15 protein-coding genes are annotated in these 17,375 nt (G+C 67.9%); 2 read left to right on the forward strand and 13 right to left on the reverse strand.

Annotated elements, in window-relative coordinates:
• Positions 1-199: 199 nt before the first annotated feature.
• Positions 200-670 (reverse strand): nitroreductase family deazaflavin-dependent oxidoreductase, encoded by a 471-nt coding sequence (locus NRB20_RS25625; protein ID WP_153413386.1) that lies wholly within the window; start codon positions 668-670, stop codon positions 200-202.
• Positions 671-857: 187 nt separating this feature from the next.
• The gene (locus tag NRB20_RS25630; RefSeq protein ID WP_153413388.1) at positions 858-1,682 is read right to left on the reverse strand and encodes an SDR family NAD(P)-dependent oxidoreductase; all 825 of its coding nucleotides are present in this window, start codon (positions 1,680-1,682) and stop codon (positions 858-860) included.
• Positions 1,683-1,766: 84 nt separating this feature from the next.
• Between NRB20_RS25630 and NRB20_RS25635 the strand changes: the two genes are divergently transcribed.
• Positions 1,767-2,333 (forward strand): TetR/AcrR family transcriptional regulator, encoded by a 567-nt coding sequence (locus NRB20_RS25635; protein WP_153413390.1) that lies wholly within the window; start codon positions 1,767-1,769, stop codon positions 2,331-2,333.
• A 152-nt stretch (positions 2,334-2,485) separates the two neighbouring features.
• Here NRB20_RS25635 and NRB20_RS25640 read toward each other — a convergent pair whose 3' ends face one another.
• From NRB20_RS25640 to NRB20_RS25655, 4 genes are all read right to left on the reverse strand, one after another.
• Positions 2,486-3,526, reverse strand: a complete 1,041-nt coding sequence (locus NRB20_RS25640; protein ID WP_153413392.1) for a hypothetical protein — start codon at positions 3,524-3,526, stop codon at positions 2,486-2,488.
• A gap of 360 nt (positions 3,527-3,886) precedes the next feature.
• A complete protein-coding gene (locus NRB20_RS25645) occupies positions 3,887-5,995 on the reverse strand; it encodes a hypothetical protein (RefSeq protein ID WP_153413394.1) in 2,109 nt (702 codons plus the stop codon).
• A gap of 40 nt (positions 5,996-6,035) precedes the next feature.
• Entirely contained in the window at positions 6,036-6,887 is an 852-nt protein-coding gene (locus NRB20_RS25650) for an alpha/beta fold hydrolase (protein WP_153413396.1), read from the reverse strand.
• Between the two features lie 60 nt (positions 6,888-6,947).
• A complete protein-coding gene (locus NRB20_RS25655; RefSeq protein ID WP_153413398.1) occupies positions 6,948-7,568 on the reverse strand; it encodes a TetR/AcrR family transcriptional regulator in 621 nt (206 codons plus the stop codon).
• A 98-nt stretch (positions 7,569-7,666) separates the two neighbouring features.
• Here NRB20_RS25655 and NRB20_RS25660 point away from each other — a divergent pair, with 98 nt between their 5' ends.
• On the forward strand, positions 7,667-7,888 hold the full coding sequence (locus NRB20_RS25660; RefSeq protein ID WP_153413400.1) for a hypothetical protein: 222 nt from the start codon (positions 7,667-7,669) through the stop codon (positions 7,886-7,888).
• A 71-nt stretch (positions 7,889-7,959) separates the two neighbouring features.
• Here the strand turns inward: NRB20_RS25660 and NRB20_RS25665 are convergent, their stop codons facing one another.
• From NRB20_RS25665 to nuoH, 7 genes are all read right to left on the reverse strand, one after another.
• Positions 7,960-8,319, reverse strand: a complete 360-nt coding sequence (locus NRB20_RS25665) for a VOC family protein (protein WP_153413402.1) — start codon at positions 8,317-8,319, stop codon at positions 7,960-7,962.
• An 11-nt stretch (positions 8,320-8,330) separates the two neighbouring features.
• Positions 8,331-9,956: an NADH-quinone oxidoreductase subunit NuoN gene (nuoN, locus tag NRB20_RS25670; RefSeq protein ID WP_319945389.1), complete on the reverse strand. Its 1,626-nt coding sequence runs from the start codon at positions 9,954-9,956 to the stop codon at positions 8,331-8,333.
• Positions 9,953-11,626: an NADH-quinone oxidoreductase subunit M gene (locus tag NRB20_RS25675; protein ID WP_153413404.1), complete on the reverse strand. Its 1,674-nt coding sequence runs from the start codon at positions 11,624-11,626 to the stop codon at positions 9,953-9,955. The genes nuoN and NRB20_RS25675 overlap by 4 nt, the downstream gene beginning before the upstream one ends.
• Before the next feature lie 400 nt (positions 11,627-12,026).
• Positions 12,027-13,916: an NADH-quinone oxidoreductase subunit L gene (gene nuoL / locus NRB20_RS25680; RefSeq protein WP_153413406.1), complete on the reverse strand. Its 1,890-nt coding sequence runs from the start codon at positions 13,914-13,916 to the stop codon at positions 12,027-12,029.
• Between the two features lies 1 nt (position 13,917).
• A complete protein-coding gene (nuoK, locus tag NRB20_RS25685) occupies positions 13,918-14,217 on the reverse strand; it encodes an NADH-quinone oxidoreductase subunit NuoK (protein WP_319945390.1) in 300 nt (99 codons plus the stop codon).
• Positions 14,218-14,234: 17 nt separating this feature from the next.
• Positions 14,235-15,116 carry an NADH-quinone oxidoreductase subunit J gene (locus NRB20_RS25690; protein WP_227833861.1) on the reverse strand — a complete coding sequence of 294 codons (882 nt, stop codon included), beginning with the start codon at positions 15,114-15,116 and terminating at the stop codon, positions 14,235-14,237.
• Positions 15,117-15,336: 220 nt separating this feature from the next.
• The gene (nuoH, locus tag NRB20_RS25695) at positions 15,337-17,139 is read right to left on the reverse strand and encodes an NADH-quinone oxidoreductase subunit NuoH (RefSeq protein WP_319945391.1); all 1,803 of its coding nucleotides are present in this window, start codon (positions 17,137-17,139) and stop codon (positions 15,337-15,339) included.
• Between the last annotated feature and the right edge of the window lie 236 nt (positions 17,140-17,375).

Here is a 17,375-nt window from a genome sequence, read left to right on the forward strand (position 1 = left end):
TGGGGCCCGCGCGGCGCTCAGAGCAGCGCCGGGTAACCAATCCGTGTGTGGCGTAACGCCGTCCCGGTAGTCATCGCTGCGAATCGTAGCTCAACGGCCGGGACCGATGTCAACTCCGAATGCCCGGGGATGTCATCGGCCTTTCGCCGTGGTGGGGTGCCGGTGACCAGGTTGGCGCGATGACGATGCGGTGCGGAGGTCAGTGGGCAGGAACGTCGAGTCGAACCATCGGGAGGGTGTCGACGGGCGCGCCGGTGGCACGTTCGATGGTGGCGCGCAGGTTTTTCCAGGCGGCGGGGTGTTCGCGGATGTAGTGGTCGAGGGCGGCGGCGGAGTCCTCGTCGGTCATCGGAGTCGCGGTGGCCGACAGGGCGCGGTGGGTGCCGATCCAGACGCGTACGTTCGGGTGGGCCTCGATGTTGCGGTACCACTGGGCTTCCCGTCCGAAACCGGACACGATGACGTACTGGTCGGGCACCGGATGGTCGACCACCTCGAGTACCACGTACCGGGGTTGCCCGGTGCGACGCCCGATGTGCTCGATCATGAGCATGCGGGAACCGAACAGGAAACCGAAACCGTTGCGGTAGAGGTGGATCGGAGCGCGTACTACCCATCGGGTGCGCAGGGCCTTGGCGCCCAGTGCGGTGATTGCGTCGGACAGGGGCATATCCGCACCTCAGAGGTTGTTCCGTGTGGTTGATCCGACAATAGCGGATGCGGCGGAACGCTCGTCGCGCGGTCGAACAGCCGGGGCGTGCCGAGGTTGACATCGATGTCGAACTCGCCCCCCACCGCTGCGTGTCCGCGACACCCGCTTATGACGATACTGAAGTTGTCCTCCGAACTCCTGGAACCTATTGCGGCGGAATGGCTTTGGCGGTGGCGGCGTCCCAAATCCGGTCACCGAGAATCCGCCGCAATCCAGGCATCAGCCGGGTTTCGGCTCCGATCGGGTAGCGAGCCTTCGGACGCCGACCGGTAATCGCCTGCGCCACAACGCCCGCCACCGTCGCCGCCTCCGGAATACCCCGAGAGCCGGACTGCGTGGTGTGTTCCATGAACTTCGTCAGATTGGCTTTGTGGGCGCCGTACGGGCCGTCGGTCTCGGGCATCGTCCGCATGCCGGTCACGGCGAATTCGCTTCGCACCGGCCCGGGTTCGACCAGCACGACCCGCACGCCGAACCGGCCGACCTCGAGCCGAAGACTGTCCGACAACGCTTCCAGGGCGTACTTCGTCATGCAGTACGCGCCGGACAGCGGCGAGGCGATCAGTCCGGCCGAGGAACCGATGTTCACGATCGTCCCGTGCCGCTGCGCACGCATCTCGGGCAATACCAGCTGGCACAGGTGAACCAGACCGAAGACGTTGGTCTCGAACTGTCGCCGCAGGTCATCGATGGATACCTCCTCCACCGGGCCCATCTGCGCATATCCGGCGTTGTTGACCAGCGCGCCGACCGCGCCGTGCTCGGCCTCGACCGCGCGCACGGCCCGGATCCGGGATTCCTCGTCGGTGACATCGAGTTGGACGGTCCGGCATCCCGCGGCCGCGAGTTCGCCGAGGGTCTCGACCCGGCGAGCCGAAGCCCAGGTCGGTAGGCCGGCCCGGACCAGCGCGAGTGCGGTCGCCCGACCGATACCCGATGAACAACCCGTGATGAGTACGGCTTCACTCATGGCATCTCCATATCCGTTGATGGAACAGTAGTGTTCCATCAACGGACACTAACATCCCGTTACGGTTCCGGATAGACTCGCGCCATGACCAGGCGGCCCGCGTTACGTGACCAGGTGGCGACCATGATCGTCGAACGTGCCGCGGCGGTGCGGGCCGCGCGCGGTGATGCGGTGAGCATGGCCGAGTTCGCCGACGCGGCCGGTGTCGGCCGCACGACGCTGTACCGGTACTTCCCGAATCGCGAGGCGCTGTACGCCGCCATGTTCGACGCCGCGCTCGACGATCTGTTCGCGCGCGTGGAGGAGGCGGGGCTGGATCGGGTCCCCGTCCGAGAAGCGATTGCCCGGCTCGCTCGCGCGTTCATCGCCAACGGCAGGTACGCGACACTGGTGCACGACGAACTCGCCGCATGCCGTCGCGCGGACGAAGTCGAACGCCGATTGACCACCCCGATGCGCGAAGTGCTGGAACGCGGCATCGAGTCCGGAGTGCTGCGGTCCGATCTGACGGTCGAGACGATGCTCGCGGTGTCCCGCCCGCTTCTGGAGGCGGGCATCGCCATGGCCGCGGCGGTCGGCGGCGAACAGGCCAGCGCCGTCATGACTTCGATCTTCCTCGACGGCATCAGCGCCGACCCGCAGATGGGGTGAGTGCGGCCTCAGCCGAGGTGCTCGCGGATGAACACCCTTCAGCGGGTGGGGTGCGGCATTGGATCAGGGCTCGGAACAGAAGCCTGAAGAAAGATGAATCGGCTGCCGATCTGCCTGTGCGGCAAGGGGATCGGCAGCCGATTCATGGAGGATTACTGCTGCGCGGAAGGCGGTCGCTGTTGCGGGCCGGATGAGGTCGCGTCCGGCGTCGGCGCGGCGCCTGGTTGTGCGGGGCCTGCCTGGACCGGTGGCTGGCTCGTCGATGGCGTGTCCGGGGTGCTGCTCGGCTGTGCCGCGGTGGCAGGCTGCGGCGGGGTGGGCGCCGGGAATTCGGAACTCGGGGGAGCGCCGAAACCACCCGGTTGGTGCAGGACGGTGGGCTCGGCACCGGAATCCTGCGGTTGGCCGAATGCGTTGGGCGGCTGCGGAATCGGACTCTCGGCCGGGGGCTGGCGCAGGATTGTCGGGTCGGCCGCCGCGGGGACGCCGAAGCCGGGCTGCTGCGCGGGCTGCGGGTAGGCGGGCGGCTGGGCTACCGGGGGGTGCTGCTGTTGGGGGGCGAAACCGGGCTGCGGGTATCCGGCAGGCTGGTACCCGGGCTGGGGGGCGTATCCGGCCGGAGGCTGCGGTGCGGGAAAACCGGTGGGCTGCTGCGGATTCTGCGCCGCGGGCTGCGGCCACTGCGGTGCCTGCGCGGGGCCGGGCTGCGGCCAACCGGGCTGAATCGGTTGCGCGAGACCGGCCGGGCGCGCGGGGCGCGGGGTATCGGAGTCGCGCACGAGGTACACCAGGATGATCGCGGCCAAGGTCGCCAGCCCGGCCGGAATCGCGAGCCAGTTCCCTTCGTAGGACAGGTTGAGACTGTAGTAATCGGTGGCAAGCGAGCTGACCAAACTACCGAGCTGATTGACGAAGATCATCCCGGATGCCAGCACTACGGTGTTGCGAGCGATGGTGCGATTGCGATCCATCAATACGAGCACCAGCGCCGCGACGGATACGCCGATGAGAACCACGGACGACACCACGTACCAGCTGGCAAACCACCCCACGCCCTGGTTCCACGTCCGACGGCCCAGATCCAGCAGCAGAGCCAGTATCACCAGCCCCGCGGCGATCAGATCGTGCGGCGGGCGCTTGGGCGTCGCGGACAGCGCGGCCGGGAACGGCGGATTGGATTGTCCCACAGGCATACCCGGCTGCGATGGAGGTACAGCAGGTTGTCCCGGAGGCATATTGTGCTGCGCGGGAGGGACACCGGGCTGGGTCCCCGGGAGACCCGGTTGCCCCGCAGGCACACCCGGTTGCGCGGGCCAGCCGTATCCCTGCGGCGGTGGCGACGGCATCTGTCCCGGGCCGGGTTGGTACGGGTTGGCCATCGCGGAAACTCCTTGCTGTCGTGCACAAATGCTCGATCGGAACGTCGATCAGCCTAAAGGGTTCGCGCACGTCCGGCAGCATCAATTCGTGCGTAAGGGCCCGTTCGTTCGTACCGAGCGTCGGACGCGTCCGTGCGCATCCGACGAGTGACGAACGGGCGCAACGACGTTCGGCTACTGCTCCTGCGCCCACGTCGGCGGCTCGAGCCGCTTCGGCGGTGCCTGCCGGTGATCGAGGTAGGCCGGTGGTTGCGGCTCGTCCTCGGGGCGCGGCTGCGGATCACGCGGACCGGGACGGTCGGCGGCCGAGACATCGTGCAACTCCGGACGTCCGTCGTCGGGACGCGGCAGTCCCGAACCGGGCTGCTGCCACCCGGGTTCCGGTTCGACCGGCGGCGGAGCCAGGAAGCCACCGGGCTGACGCAACACCGGCTGACGCGGCCCGCCCTGCGGCGGGAACGGCTCGGCACCCGGTAGTCGCAGTGAATTCTGCTGCGCGGTATCCGCCGGGTACGGGGTGTTCTGCGGCGGCCCGAACGGCTGGTGGACCGGCCCGTTGCCCGGCGGGGGACTCATCGGCTGCGGGTTACCCGGCTGCGGATTGCCCGGTTGGGGGAGGTGCTGCGGGATACCGGGCGGCGGGATGTTCGGCTGCGGCGGATTGTTCGGTTGCGGCGGAACTCCATCGGGGACTCCGTTGCGCGGCGGCCCTGCCGGAACGTCGGGACGCTGCGGTACCGGCGGCATCTCGCCACGCGGCGGCCCGACCGGACCGGGTTGCGGCGCAAGCGGTTGCGGCCCGCCGGGACGTCCCATGTTCAACGGCGCGGTCTCGGGCGCATGCATATTCGGCAGCACGACATTGCCGGGCGCGATGACGTTCCCGGGATGCCCCGGCTCGTTCCCGGCCGGCAGGAACGGCGGCGGTGTCCCGAACCCGTTGTGCCGCTCGGGCTCGACGTTCGTGGGCGCGCCGATGACCGCACCCGGAACCGGCGGTTCGACCATCGGCGGAACAGCTTGCTGTGAATTCGCCGTGAAGTCCGGACGCGGCAGTACCGTCGTCGGCGGATCGGCCGGCGACACCGTGGGAATGCCATCGGTGGCCGCATGGAACAGCGCCGGATCCTGTTGCGCGAACGGTTCGGTCGGCGGCGTCTGCACCGCGAACGGAACCTGCTGCGGCACAGCGTCGCTCACGGCGGGCTCGGGCTCGACGGGTTGCGGTGCGAGAGATTCGGGAGGCCGAGCGGTAAGACGTTCGGGCACATACGGTTCCGGCGCGGACGGCTGCGGCGCACCACCCGGCACGGGCTGCGGCCACGCGGCCGAACCGCCCGGTCCGGATACGGCGAAATCGACATCGCCATCCTGCGCCGGCGGCGGTTCCGGCGCGAACTCCTCGACCGGGCCGGGCCGCGCGCTCGAACCCGGCAGGGACATCCCCGGCAGTGCCAACGACGAGAAATCATCCGCCGCCCGCTCCTCGGACCGCGAGAACTCCTGCGGCACTTCATCATTCGAAAGCTCAGGCGCGCCCGGCGACGACTCCCCGAACAACGGCTCGACCTGCGGCGGCGCACTGAACGGCGACCGCAACACCGGCGCGGCGGCAGCCTCCGGCTCCTCGGCCTCGAACCCGCCGATCACACCAGCGGCCTGCTCACCCGCGAGCCCGGAGCGAGACGCCGGAGCAGGCTCCTCCCGACGCGCCCGACCAGCGTAATCATCCTGATAACGCGGCGAATCGAACTCGTCCTCGTACTGCCGCGACCTGTCCTCACCGACCTCCCGCCGGTCGTCCGCAACCACCTGCTCCTCGGGCGACCACGACGCCCGATACAGCGCGATGATCGCGATCGTGGTGGCCACCACGATCGGAATCGCCGCCCACGTACCGTATTTGCCGATCACGTCGTCGACCGAGCCGCCGGCCAGATTCACCGCGTTGAACAGCAGCATCGCCCCCGCGCCCAGTGCCCCGGTGAGCCTGCCGACGGCCGGTTTCATCCCGGTCACCAGCAGCACACCGGCGGGAATCGCGATGATCGCGGCCAGCAGCGACCCGAAATCGCGGGCCTGGATCTCGTAGCCGGGCTGCGACAGCCCCCACACCAACCTGCCCAGATACGCCAGGGTGGCCAGCAACAACATCACTGCCGCCAGCACATCCGCCAGCGAATGCCGCCGTCCCCGGGGTGCGGTCGGCTCCGGCGTCCGGACCCGACCGGGGTCCGGCGCCACCGACATGGGCCGATTACCGGTCGGGTGCGGGTTGTCCATCGGTGAAACTCCCTATGTAGCTACGCGAACACTCGGTAGCCTATTGGATGCTGCGGCCTCCGGCACATCGCTGTATCCCCAGGACCTCGATCACTCGCGTGGCGAATTCCCGCGTATGGGTGCGCGCGCCGTTGTGCATCCCCGGAAATTCGACGACCTCGAGCCCGAGTCGTGCGGCGATCCGCGCGGCCGGTCGCGAGGGCAGCAGTTGGCGCGAGTCGGCGCTCACGCCGAGGGTCAGCCGATCGACCGCGGTCGCCAGCGCCGCGAAATCGGGGATGTACGAGGTGAATTCGCACAGTTCGTATTCCATCATGATCGGGGCGTTGGCGGCCAGCCGAGCCCACATCGCGGCCTCCTGGGGAGTGCGGGCGTCCGGGGCGGGAGTCGGGGCCATCGCCCCGCCGATGCCGTCCAGGAACCGTTGGGCCGCAGCGGGGATTCCCTCGGTGCGCGCCAGGTGGGAGACCTCCGTCACGAAGGCCCGCTGTTCGGCGGCGTCGGGCAGGACCGCGAAACACGGCGGATCGTGCGCGACGAGTGCGCGCACCGAATCCGGGTGCCGGGCCAGCAGATCCAGCCCGACGATCCCGCCCGCACTCATGCCGACGACATGGGCGGGCTCGTCGGTGAGGTGTCGCAGCAGCAGGTACGCGTCCTCGCTCTGCACCCGCACGTGCTGTTGTTCGGGCTGCCCGCTGTCGAGCACGCTGCGCGAATATCCCCGCGCGTCCATCGTGACCACGGTGGCGTACGGCGCGAGCAACTCGGCCAGTTCATCCGAACCGTTGGCGTCGCCCCCACCGCCCGGTAGAACGAGCAGCACCGGACCCGCACCTCGAATCTCGTGATAGATGGTCGCGCCGGGCACCGCGAAGATGTCTGGTCTCATAGAATTAGGTTATTTCCTAATATGATTAGGATCAACCGAATTGCCGTGCGCGCGGGTCGGTCACGTGGCGTCCGGTGACTCCTGTCGACCGAAGACGCGATCGAGCTGCCGGTCGATCACCTCGATCGCGCATTCCGGTGACGACTGGCCCAGCAGCACCCGGGTCTGCAACCCTTCGGCCCCAGCGGTCAGGAAAGCGCCTTCGGCAGCGGCGTCGATACCGGCCGGAACTTCGCCGCTTTCCTGCGCGCGAATGATCAAGTCGGACACCAGGTTCGCGAGTTCGGGCGTCGCGGCACGGGCCACCGCGGCGAGGGTCGGTTCGGTGAGGAAGCGGACGAAATAGGCCGCGTACACCACGTGCCGGTCACGACGTTGCTCATCGAGCGGCAGCATTTCCAGCAGCACCCCGCGCACGATCGCACGCAGACTCGGCGCGTCACCCAGACACGCCATCCGCTCGCGGGCCTGCCGTTCGGCCTCGGCGTTCAGGATCTCCAGCGCCCCGAGCAACACCTGATCCCGGGTGCCGAAGTAGTACTGCAACAGTCGCGCCGACACGCCCGCCTCGGCGGCGACCTGACGCAACGTGACCTGTTCCAACCCGCCACGCATCGCCAGCCGCCAGACGGCCTCGGCGATCTGGCGACGTCGTTCGTCGTGATTCACCTGTCGCGGCATCCGCGTACTCCATCGCCTCGCCCCCGCATTGTGGTGCGATCGTAACAAAACATGTTATGGTTCGATTGAACCATAAAAGTGCGAGGGAGGAAGTACTCATGCGGAACGTGATCGTGCTCGTCGTGGGCGTCGCCCTACTGGCCTTGGGTGCACAGGGTGGGATTCGGCTGGTGATCGACCACTCCAACGCGGGGATGCTGGGCTGGCTCCCGGGCGGATTCGGCGTGCGACTGGTCTGCTACGTGATCATGGCGGCCGTCGGAATCTACCTCGCGAACTGGGGCACGCAGCGGTCCGATCGCACCCGGTCCGACGAATAGTCCTGCGCCGCAGCATCTGTCGCGCAGTGTCGAGTCCGCGAATCCCATCGCGGACGGTCGCGCCGGCGGGCTCACTCCGGACCGTGCGCGACCTCGTGCGTCGGCTGATACAACCCCATCTCCCCGGCCCCCGGAACGACCAGCGTGATGCGCAACCCCCAACGCTCCCGGGTGACATCCGAGGTGAACTCCACGCCCTTCGCCCGCAACTCCTCGACGGTAGCGGCGAGGTCGTCACACATCAGATACAGCTCGCACCGCCCGCTCTCGGGCCCCTCGGCCGGATGCACCGCCAGTTCGGCCGGGGGTGAGCGGAAGATCAGCCAGCCGTTCCCGGCGTCCACGTGTGCCAGGCCCAGGACGTCGCGGAAGAAGTCGCGCGCGGCATCGGGATCGGCCGCGTAGACGATGGTGTGTGCTCCGTTGATCATATGTCGACTCCTCAACGCACGAATTGTGTTGCGCGGTCGGCGATATCGAGTACGGACTGCGGCAGCACGCCGAATACGAGCGTCGCGGCGGCGGTGAGCGCGACCACCGTGCTGGTGATCGGCGGGGTCACGATCTGCGGCGCGTCCTCGGGCGGATCGGTGAAGAACATCAGCACGATGACGCGGATGTAGAAGTAGGCCGCGATCGCGCTGCACACCACGCCCACGATCACCAGCCACGAATAGCCACCGGTCGCCGCGGCCTGGAACACCGCGAACTTGCTGACGAATCCGCTGGTCAGCGGAATACCGGCGAACGAGAGCAGGAACAGCGCGAAAATCGAGGCGAGCCACGGGGATCGGCGGCCCAGCCCGGCCCACGCCGACATCGCGGTGGCCTCCTCACCGACCCGGTCACGCACCAGCGTCACCACCGCGAACGCGCCGGTCGTGCTCAGACCGTAGGCGATGAGATAGAACAGCACCGAGGACACACCTTCACGATTCGCTGCGACGAGCGCGACCAGGATGAATCCGGCGTGCGCGACCGAGGAGTAGGCGAGCATGCGTTTCACATCGCTCTGGGTGATCGCCATGACCGCGCCGACCGCCATGGTCGCCACCGCGACCGCGGCCAGGATCGGCCGCCACGTCTCGCCCAGGCCCGGCACCGCGACCATCAGGACCCGCAGCAGCGCGCCGACCGCGGCGATCTTGGTGCCCGCGGCCATGAACGCGGTCACCGAGGTCGGCGCGCCCTGGTACACATCGGGCACCCAGGACTGGAACGGCACCGCGCCGATCTTGAACAGCAGCCCGACCGCGAGCATCGCGAGTCCCAGTACCGCAAGGGTTTTCGAGCCGGTATCGCGGCTCAGTGCGTCGGCGATGCCCGCGAAACGCACGGTCCCGGCGTAGCCGTACAGCAGCGCCATCCCGTACAGGAAGAACGCGGAGGAGAACGCGCCCAGCAGGAAGTACTTCAGCGCCGCCTCCTGCGAGAGCAGCCTGCGTCGCCGCGCCAGCCCGCACAGCAGATACAGCGGCAGCGAGAGCACCTCGAGTGCCACGAACGCGGTCAGCAGATCGTTCGAGGCCGGGAACAGCATGAGCCCGCCGACGGCGAACAGCGCCAGCGGGAACACCTCGGTGGTGGTGATTCCCGCACGCGCGGCGGCGATTTCGTCGGAACTGCCCGGCGTCGCGGAGGCCTGCGGGGTGAACGCGTCCACCGGCACACGTGCCCCGGCGGCCAGTGCCGCACTGCGACTCCAGGTGCCCGGACCTTCGCGCCGCGTGCGCCCCAGACGCGGTTCGATACCGCGTTCGGCCATGAGCGCCATCCCGAACAACGCGGTCACCAAGATCGTGCCCTGCAGGACGAGGGTGACGTTGTCGATGGCGACCGCTCCGACCACCGCGGTGCTGTGCGTGCCCGCGAGTGAGATCACCATGACCAGTGCGACCACGATCCCGGCCGCACCCAGCAGCAGTTGCAGCCCGTAGCGCCAGGCGCGCGGCGCGAACGCGTCCACCAGCACCGCGACGAGGGCGGCGCCGAAGACGATCAGCATCGGTGACAGCTCCCGGTATTCGATCGAGGGGGCCGGAATCGATGCGGCGAGAAGGGAATTCACGGGTGTGTACCTCCGTTGGCTGCGCCCGGACCGGTGACGGCGTGTACGGTGCCGGACGGTTCGGAACCTCCGGCAACTGGCCTGTGCTCGGCGTTGACCTGCGGTACCGCGGGCGCGGGATCGTGTGCGCCGATCGTGCTGAGGGTGCCCGCGACGGCCGGATCGATCCGGTCCAGCAGCGGTTTCGGATACGCGCCCAGGAACAGCAGCGCGGCGATCAGCGGCGCCACGACCACGAGTTCACGCGCTCGCAGATCGTGCACGCCTTCGTTGCCCTCCTTCACCGGGCCGGTCATCATCCGCTGGTACATCCACAGCACGTACAGCGCGGCGAGCACCAGCGCGCTGGTGGCGCAGATCGCCGCGACCGGGTAGCGGGTGAATGTGCCCACCAGGACCAGGAATTCGCTGACGAACGGCGCGAGACCCGGCAGTGACAGCGTGGCCAGTCCCGCGATCAGGAACGTCCCGGCCAGGATCGGCGCGACCTTCTGCACTCCACCGAATTCGGCGATGAGGCGAGTTCCCCTGCGCGAGACCAGGAATCCGGCGATCAGGAACAGTGCGGCGGTGGAGATGCCGTGGTTGACCATGTAGAGCGTTGCGCCCGAACCACTCTGGTTGGTCATGGCGAAGATGCCCAGGATGATGAAGCCGAAGTGCGAGATCGAGGTGTAGGCGATCAGGCGCATCACGTCGCGCTGTCCGATCGCCACGATCGCGCCGTAGACGATCCCGACCACCGCGAGCACGCTGATCAGCGGCGCATAGGTTTTCGCGGCGTGCGGGAACAGCAGCAGGCAGTACCGCAGCATGCCGAAGGTGCCGACCTTGTCGACCACCGCCATCATCAGCACCGCGCTCGACGGCGTCGCCGAGACCGCCGCCCCGGGCAGCCAGGTGTGCAGCGGCCACAGCGGAGCCTTGACCGCGAAGGCGAACATGAACCCGAGGAACAGCGCGTTGAGCACGGCGGGCCCCGCGCCGAGATGTCCGGTCGCCGCGGCTTGCACGACCGCACGCAGATCGAAAGTGCCTCCGGCCCCGCCCAGATGCTGCCGGGCGGTCAGCACGTACAGTCCGATCACCGCGGCGAGCATGATCAATCCGCCGAACAGGTTGTACAGCAGGAATTTCACCGCCGCGCGCGAGCGGGTCCGGCGCAGTTCGGGGTTGGCGTGCGGCCCGAATCCGCCGATGAGGAAGTACATCGGGATCAGCATGACCTCGAAGAACACGTAGAACAGCAGGATGTCCAGCGAGACGAACGAGACCAGCACCATCGACTCGACCACCAGCGTCAGCGCCACATAGATGTGCGCCACCCGCCGCCCGCCGCCGACCTCGTCCTCATCGCGCCACCCCGCCAGGATCAGCAGCGGCACCAGCCCCGCGGTCAGCAACACCAGCGCCAGCGCGATCCCGTCGAGCCCGAGGGTGTACCCCGCCCCGAAAGCCGGTATCCACCGGTGCGATTCGACCATCTGATACTGCGCCCCACCCGGCGTGAACCGCGCCGCGATGACGATCGCGACCACCAGCGTCGCCACCGCCACCACCAACCCGGTCGCCCGCGCGGCGGTCCGCCAGGCGCGCGGCACCGCCACCACGACCACCGCACCGACCAACGGCAGCACCCACAGGGTGGTCAGCCAGGGAAAGCCGTTCATCGCACCCGCCGCCTTCTCCTCGCTGGATCGGCATCGGGGACGCCGAGGATGACAGTTCCCATCACTTGCCCTTCTGCGATGCCGCGATGACGCGGTCTGTCCAGTCCTGTCCAGCGCGTCTCCACGGCATCGGTGGCGACGGGACAGGCGCTGCACGGTCGCACCCGGGCGCCCACGAAACCGTCTCGTGCCCAGGCGATTCCGGCCGATCGGTCACCGGGATGGCCGTGCACCGACAGTTCCGGAACGCTCATCTCGCCATCGCCGCGAATATGTGGACACCCACCAGGCCCGCACCAGCGGTCGCCGGTGGCATACGTACCGGTGAATGCCGACAGTGCCCAACGGGTCCCGATCGAAGTACGGTCTACGCACGTTGCGTCGGCAGCTACACGAGCGCTCATATGAAGCTCACCGCCAAGAGTGCCACGACGACCAGCGCTGCTCCGGCGAACATGGACAGGGCATACGAGCGGACGAAACCTGTTTGTACGCGGCGGATTCGAGTGGAGACGGCGTCGATGACGGTGGCGGTGGAGTTGACCAGGCCGTCGATGCCGCGGGTGTCGAGGAATACCAGTGAGCGGGTCAGGCGTGCGCCGGGGCGCATGAACGCGGCCTCGTTGAGTGCGTCGCCGTACAGGTCGCGACGCGCGGCGACGGTGAGCGCGGTGACCTCCGCGGGCGCGGTCTCGGGGACGGGACGTTGCCCGTACTGGCGGTAGGCGACCGCCACACCGGCCGCGACGACGAGCAGCGCGAGCACCGTGATCACCCAGGACGGCATGCCGCCCTCGGAATGTTTGTGTCCGACAACGGGTTCGAGCCAGTTCTGGAGCGAGGACCCGAACACGAACACGCCGCCGGAGAACACCGAGCCCAGCGCGAGCACGATCATCGGGCCGGTCATCGAGGCGGGGGATTCGTGCGGGTGGGTGTCGGGCCGCCAGCGACGTTCCCCGAAGAACGTCAGCAGCATCACCCGGGTCATGTAGAACGCGGTGATCCCCGCGCCCAGCAGTGCCGCGACGCCGAGGGTGACCCCGCTCGCGCCGCCGTATCCGAACGCGGCCTCGATGATGTGGTCCTTGGAGAAGAATCCCGCGAACGGCGGCACCCCGATGATGGCCAGATAGCCCAGGCCGAAGGTGACGAACGTGATCGGCATGAGCACCCGCAGCCCGCCGTAGCGGCGCATATCGGTTTCCTCGTTCATCGCGTGCATGACCGATCCGGCGCCGAGGAACAGCCCGGCCTTGAAGAAGCCGTGGGTGAGCAGATGCATGATCGCCACCGCGTATCCGGCCGGGCCCAGTCCCGCGGCCAGGATCATGTAGCCGATCTGGCTCATGGTGGAGGCGGCCAGGGCCTTCTTGATGTCGTCCTTGGCGCAGCCGATGATCGCGCCGAACAGCAGGGTGACCGCGCCGACGATCAGCACGCCCGCGCGAGCGCCGGGTGCCAGGTCGAAGATCGCGTGCGAACGCGCGATCAGATAGACGCCGGCGGTGACCATGGTCGCGGCGTGGATCAGCGCCGACACCGGTGTCGGGCCCTCCATCGCGTCGCCGAGCCAGGACTGCAACGGCACCTGCGCGGATTTACCGCACGCGCCCAGCAGCAGGAGCAGCCCGATCGCGGTGAGCGTGCCCTGCCCGGCATGCGGCGCCCCGGCGAACACCTGCCCGAAATCCAGCGACCCGAAGGTGGCGAACATGACGAACAACGCGATCGCCAGACCCATGTCGCCGACCCGGTTGACCACGAACGCCTTCTTGGCCGCGGTCGCCGCCGAGGGTTTGTGATACCAGAACCCGATCAGCAGGTACGACGCCAGACCGACGCCCTCCCAGCCGAGATACAGCACCAGGTAGTTGCCCGCCATGACCAGCACCAGCATCGCGGCCAGGAACAGATTCAGGTAGGCGAAGAACCGCCGCCGCCCCGGATCGTGCGCCATGTAGCCGACCGAGTACAGGTGGATCAGCGAGCCGACGCCGGTGATCAGCAGCGCGAAGCAGATCGAGAGCTGATCGAGTTGCAGGGTGAACTGCACCTGGAGCGCGGCCGCGGGGGCCCAGGTGAAGAAGTCGTGGTGGATCGCGCGGGTGGCGTCCGAGCGGCCGAGCATATCGGCGAAGGCCCACACCGCGATCGCGAACGAGCCGAGCGCGGCGAGCAGGCCCAGCCAGTGTCCCCAGGCGTCGGATATCCGGCCCGCCAGCAGCAGGATCACCGCGCCGGCCAGGGGAAGCGCGGGCAGCAGCCACAGCATCTGCGTGGTATCCATATCAGTACTTCAGCAGGTTGGCGTCGTCGACCGAGGTCGAGCGGCGGGCGCGGAAGATGGTCATGATGATGGCCAGGCCGATGACGACCTCGGCCGCGGCCACCACCATCGTGAAGAACGCGAACACGTGCCCGTCGAGGTCGGCGTGGATGCGGGCGAAGGTGACGAAGGCGAGGTTCACCGCGTTGAGCATCAGCTCGATGCACATGAACACCACGATCGCGTTGCGCCGCACCAGCACTCCGGCCGCGCCGATGGTGAACAGCAGGGCCGAGAGGTACAGATAGTTGTCGGGATTCACCGCAGAGCCTTTCTGCTTCAGCCGTGCGTGGGGTCGTCGGTACCCGAGCCGTCGCGGGTTCCGTTGGGGGCGTTGTCATCCGGGGAGTTCGGGGTGCTCGTGCCGACGCCGATGACCGCGGCCTCGGTGTGCGCGCGGTGGCGGCGGTGCCGCAGCACGGTGCTGACCGACAGTTCGGCGAACGAGCCGTCGGGCAGGCGGGCCGGGATGTCGACCGCGTTGTGCCGGGCGTAGACGCCCGGGGTGGGCAGCGGGGTGACCCGATCCCCTTGGCGCACACGGCGTTGCGACATCTCGCGCTGATCGGTGCGCGGCCCGAAGTGTTCGCGATGGGCCAGGACCATCGCGCCGATGGTGGCGGTGATCAGCAGGGCGCCGGTGAGTTCGAACGCCCACACGTACCGTATGAAGATCAGTTCGGCGAGTTGGTTGATGGTGTCCTGTCCGAAGCCCGGTCCGGTGTGCGCGACCGAATGCTGGTGCATGCCACGGGCGATGGCGGCGATGAGGATCAGCCCGAAGCCGACGCCGACGATCAGCACCGCGATCCGGTGTCCGCGCAGGGTTTCGCGCAACGATTCGGAGGAGTCGACGCCGACGAGCATCAGCACGAACAGGAACAGCATCATCACCGCGCCGGTGTAGACCACGATCTGCACCACGCCCAGGAACAGCGCGTTCTCGGCGATGTAGAACACCGACAGCGTGATCATGGTGCCCGCCAGGCACATTGCCGCGTGCACGGCCTTGCGGGCACACACCATCCCGATCGCGCCGACGACAGCGACCACGGCCAGCACCCAGAACAGCACCGCCTCACCGGTCGAGGTGCGCGTCGCGGTCTCGGCCAGCGGCATCTGCTGCGCGGCCGAGACCACTTGTGTCGCGACGAATGTCATTTTCGGCCTCCTTCGGTACCGATCTGCCTCGCGACCGGGGCGTCACGATGCTCGCGGTGCGATCGGGCGACGGCTTCCGGAGCGCGGGATCCGGTCCGGACGACGAGTGCAACGGGTCGATCCGGGCGCGATACGCAGTTCGTCGAAGCGGCGGAGGCGAGCGGCTCGGCCTTGGTCTCGAGGCGGCTTGCGTCGAGACCGCCGCGGCATCGTGCGGGGTTCATCGCAACGCCCCTTCCGGATGCGGTTCGGATTCCTGGTTCGGATCCCGGCCCGCGGCAAGGGTTCCCAGGACGTCGATGGTGCCGAGGTAGTAGTCCTGTTCGGTGGTGTCGGGGATCATCGCGTGCGGCGGGAGGGTCATGCCGGGCTCGAGCGGGGCCAGCAGCCGGTCCTTCTCGTAGATCAGGTCGGCGCGGTTGTCGTCGGCGAGTTCGTATTCGTTGGTCATGGTGAGTGCGCGGGTGGGGCAGGCCTCGATGCACAGGCCGCAGCCGATGCAGCGCAGGTAGTTGATCTGGTACACGCGGCCGTAGCGTTCACCGGGGGAGAAGCGTTCGGTCTCGGTATTGTCCGCGCCCTCGACGTAGATCGCGTCCGCCGGGCACGCCCACGCGCACAGTTCGCAGCCGATGCACTTCTCCAGCCCGTCCGGGTGGCGGTTGAGCTGGTGGCGGCCGTGGTAGCGGGGTGCGGTGGGTTCCTTGACCTCCGGGTAGAACTCGGTGTTGGGCTTCTTGAACATGGTCAGGAAGGTGACCGCGAAGCCGCCGAACGGTTCGAGCAGGCCGGGTTTCGGGCCGGTCGCGGCAGGGGCGGTGGGCATCGGCGGGACCGGGAATCCGGCGTATTCGGTTGTGGCGGCGGATTCGGCGGGAGTGGGCCGGTCGTTGCCGCGGAGTCCGGCACGTACCACCGCGGCGAGCAGCAGCAGGGTGAGCACGATGCCGCCGATCACCAGACCAGCGGTCTGCACGTGATATCCGTTGTCCTGCAACACCTTCAATGTAGCTACGACCATCACCCACAGCAGCGAGGCCGGAATCAGCAGCTTCCAGCCCAGATTCATGAACTGGTCATAGCGCAGCCGGGGCAGGGTGCCGCGCAGCCAGATGAACACGAACAGGAACACCCACACCTTCGCGGTGAACCACAGCAGCGGCCACCAGCCCGAATTCGCGCCCGCCCAGAGGTTCAGCGGGAACGGCGCGTGCCAGCCGCCGAAGAACAGTGTGGTGGCCAGCGCCGACACGGTGCCCATGTTGATGTACTCGGCCATCATGAACATCGCGAATTTCAGCGAGGAGTACTCGGTGTGGAAGCCGCCGACGAGTTCGCCCTCGGCCTCGGGCAGGTCGAACGGCGCGCGGTTGGTCTCACCGACCATCGAGACCGCGTAGATCACGAACGAGGGCAGCAGCAGGAAGACGTTCCAGGTGCCGAACTGGTGCGCGACGATGCCGGAAGTGGACATGGTGCCGGTCAGCAGGAACACCGCCGCGAAACAGGCGGCCATGGCGATCTCGTAGGAGATCACCTGCGCGGTCGACCGCAGCCCGCCCAGCAGCGGATACGTCGACCCCGACGCCCACCCGGCCAGCACGATCCCGTACACCCCGATCGAGGCCATGGCCAGGATGTACAGCACCCCGACGGGCATATCGGTCAGCTGCAACGGAGTGCGCGTGCCGAAGAACGATACTTCGGGCCCGAACGGGATCACCGCGAACGCCATCACCGCCGGAATCAGCGAAATGACCGGTGCGAGAACGAATATCGGCTTGTCCACGATCGCCGGGACGATATCCTCCTTGAGGAGCATCTTCACCCCGTCCGCGATGGACTGCAACGTCCCGCCCGGCCCCACCCGATTCGGCCCCACCCGCATCTGCATGAACGCCACGATCTTGCGCTCGGCATACACGCCCAGCATCGGAATCAGCAGCAGGAAGATGAAGATCGCGACGCATTTCACGACCACCAGCCACCACGGATCATGCCCGAAGGCACCCAGATCGCTCACGACCGAACCTCCTCAACACTCCGACGAGACAGCCGGGTCCTCGCGCCGCCCGGGTATTCGATCGCGGACACTGCCCTGCCCTCGCTGTCCGGTCCGAGCCCGGCCCGGTCGGGGCGTTGTCCGCTATCGGGCCGCACCGTGTCGTTGCCGTCCGGGCCGACACCAGGGTGGCGAGTAATGAAAGCCTCAGTGTACGAACAGGATTCGTGTTGGTGCCGGATGGTCACCGATTCTTG

The sequence above is a fragment of the Nocardia macrotermitis genome (assembly GCF_009604405.1).
GTDB lineage: Bacteria > Actinomycetota > Actinomycetes > Mycobacteriales > Mycobacteriaceae > Nocardia > Nocardia macrotermitis.

Excerpts from the sequence above, each read along its gene's own strand:
- NRB20_RS25625 (WP_153413386.1), bottom strand. The coding sequence starts at position 670 with ATGCCCCTGTCCGACGCAATCACCGCACTGGGCGCCAAGGCCCTGCGC.
- NRB20_RS25630 (WP_153413388.1), bottom strand. The coding sequence starts at position 1,682 with ATGAGTGAAGCCGTACTCATCACGGGTTGTTCATCGGGTATCGGTCGG.
- NRB20_RS25635 (WP_153413390.1), top strand. The coding sequence starts at position 1,767 with ATGACCAGGCGGCCCGCGTTACGTGACCAGGTGGCGACCATGATCGTC.
- NRB20_RS25640 (WP_153413392.1), bottom strand. The coding sequence starts at position 3,526 with ATGCCTGTGGGACAATCCAATCCGCCGTTCCCGGCCGCGCTGTCCGCG.
- NRB20_RS25645 (WP_153413394.1), bottom strand. The coding sequence starts at position 5,995 with ATGGACAACCCGCACCCGACCGGTAATCGGCCCATGTCGGTGGCGCCG.
- NRB20_RS25650 (WP_153413396.1), bottom strand. The coding sequence starts at position 6,887 with ATGAGACCAGACATCTTCGCGGTGCCCGGCGCGACCATCTATCACGAG.
- NRB20_RS25655 (WP_153413398.1), bottom strand. The coding sequence starts at position 7,568 with ATGCCGCGACAGGTGAATCACGACGAACGACGTCGCCAGATCGCCGAG.
- NRB20_RS25660 (WP_153413400.1), top strand. The coding sequence starts at position 7,667 with ATGCGGAACGTGATCGTGCTCGTCGTGGGCGTCGCCCTACTGGCCTTG.
- NRB20_RS25665 (WP_153413402.1), bottom strand. The coding sequence starts at position 8,319 with ATGATCAACGGAGCACACACCATCGTCTACGCGGCCGATCCCGATGCC.
- NRB20_RS25675 (WP_153413404.1), bottom strand. The coding sequence starts at position 11,626 with ATGAACGGCTTTCCCTGGCTGACCACCCTGTGGGTGCTGCCGTTGGTC.
- nuoL (WP_153413406.1), bottom strand. The coding sequence starts at position 13,916 with ATGGATACCACGCAGATGCTGTGGCTGCTGCCCGCGCTTCCCCTGGCC.
- NRB20_RS25690 (WP_227833861.1), bottom strand. The coding sequence starts at position 15,116 with ATGACATTCGTCGCGACACAAGTGGTCTCGGCCGCGCAGCAGATGCCG.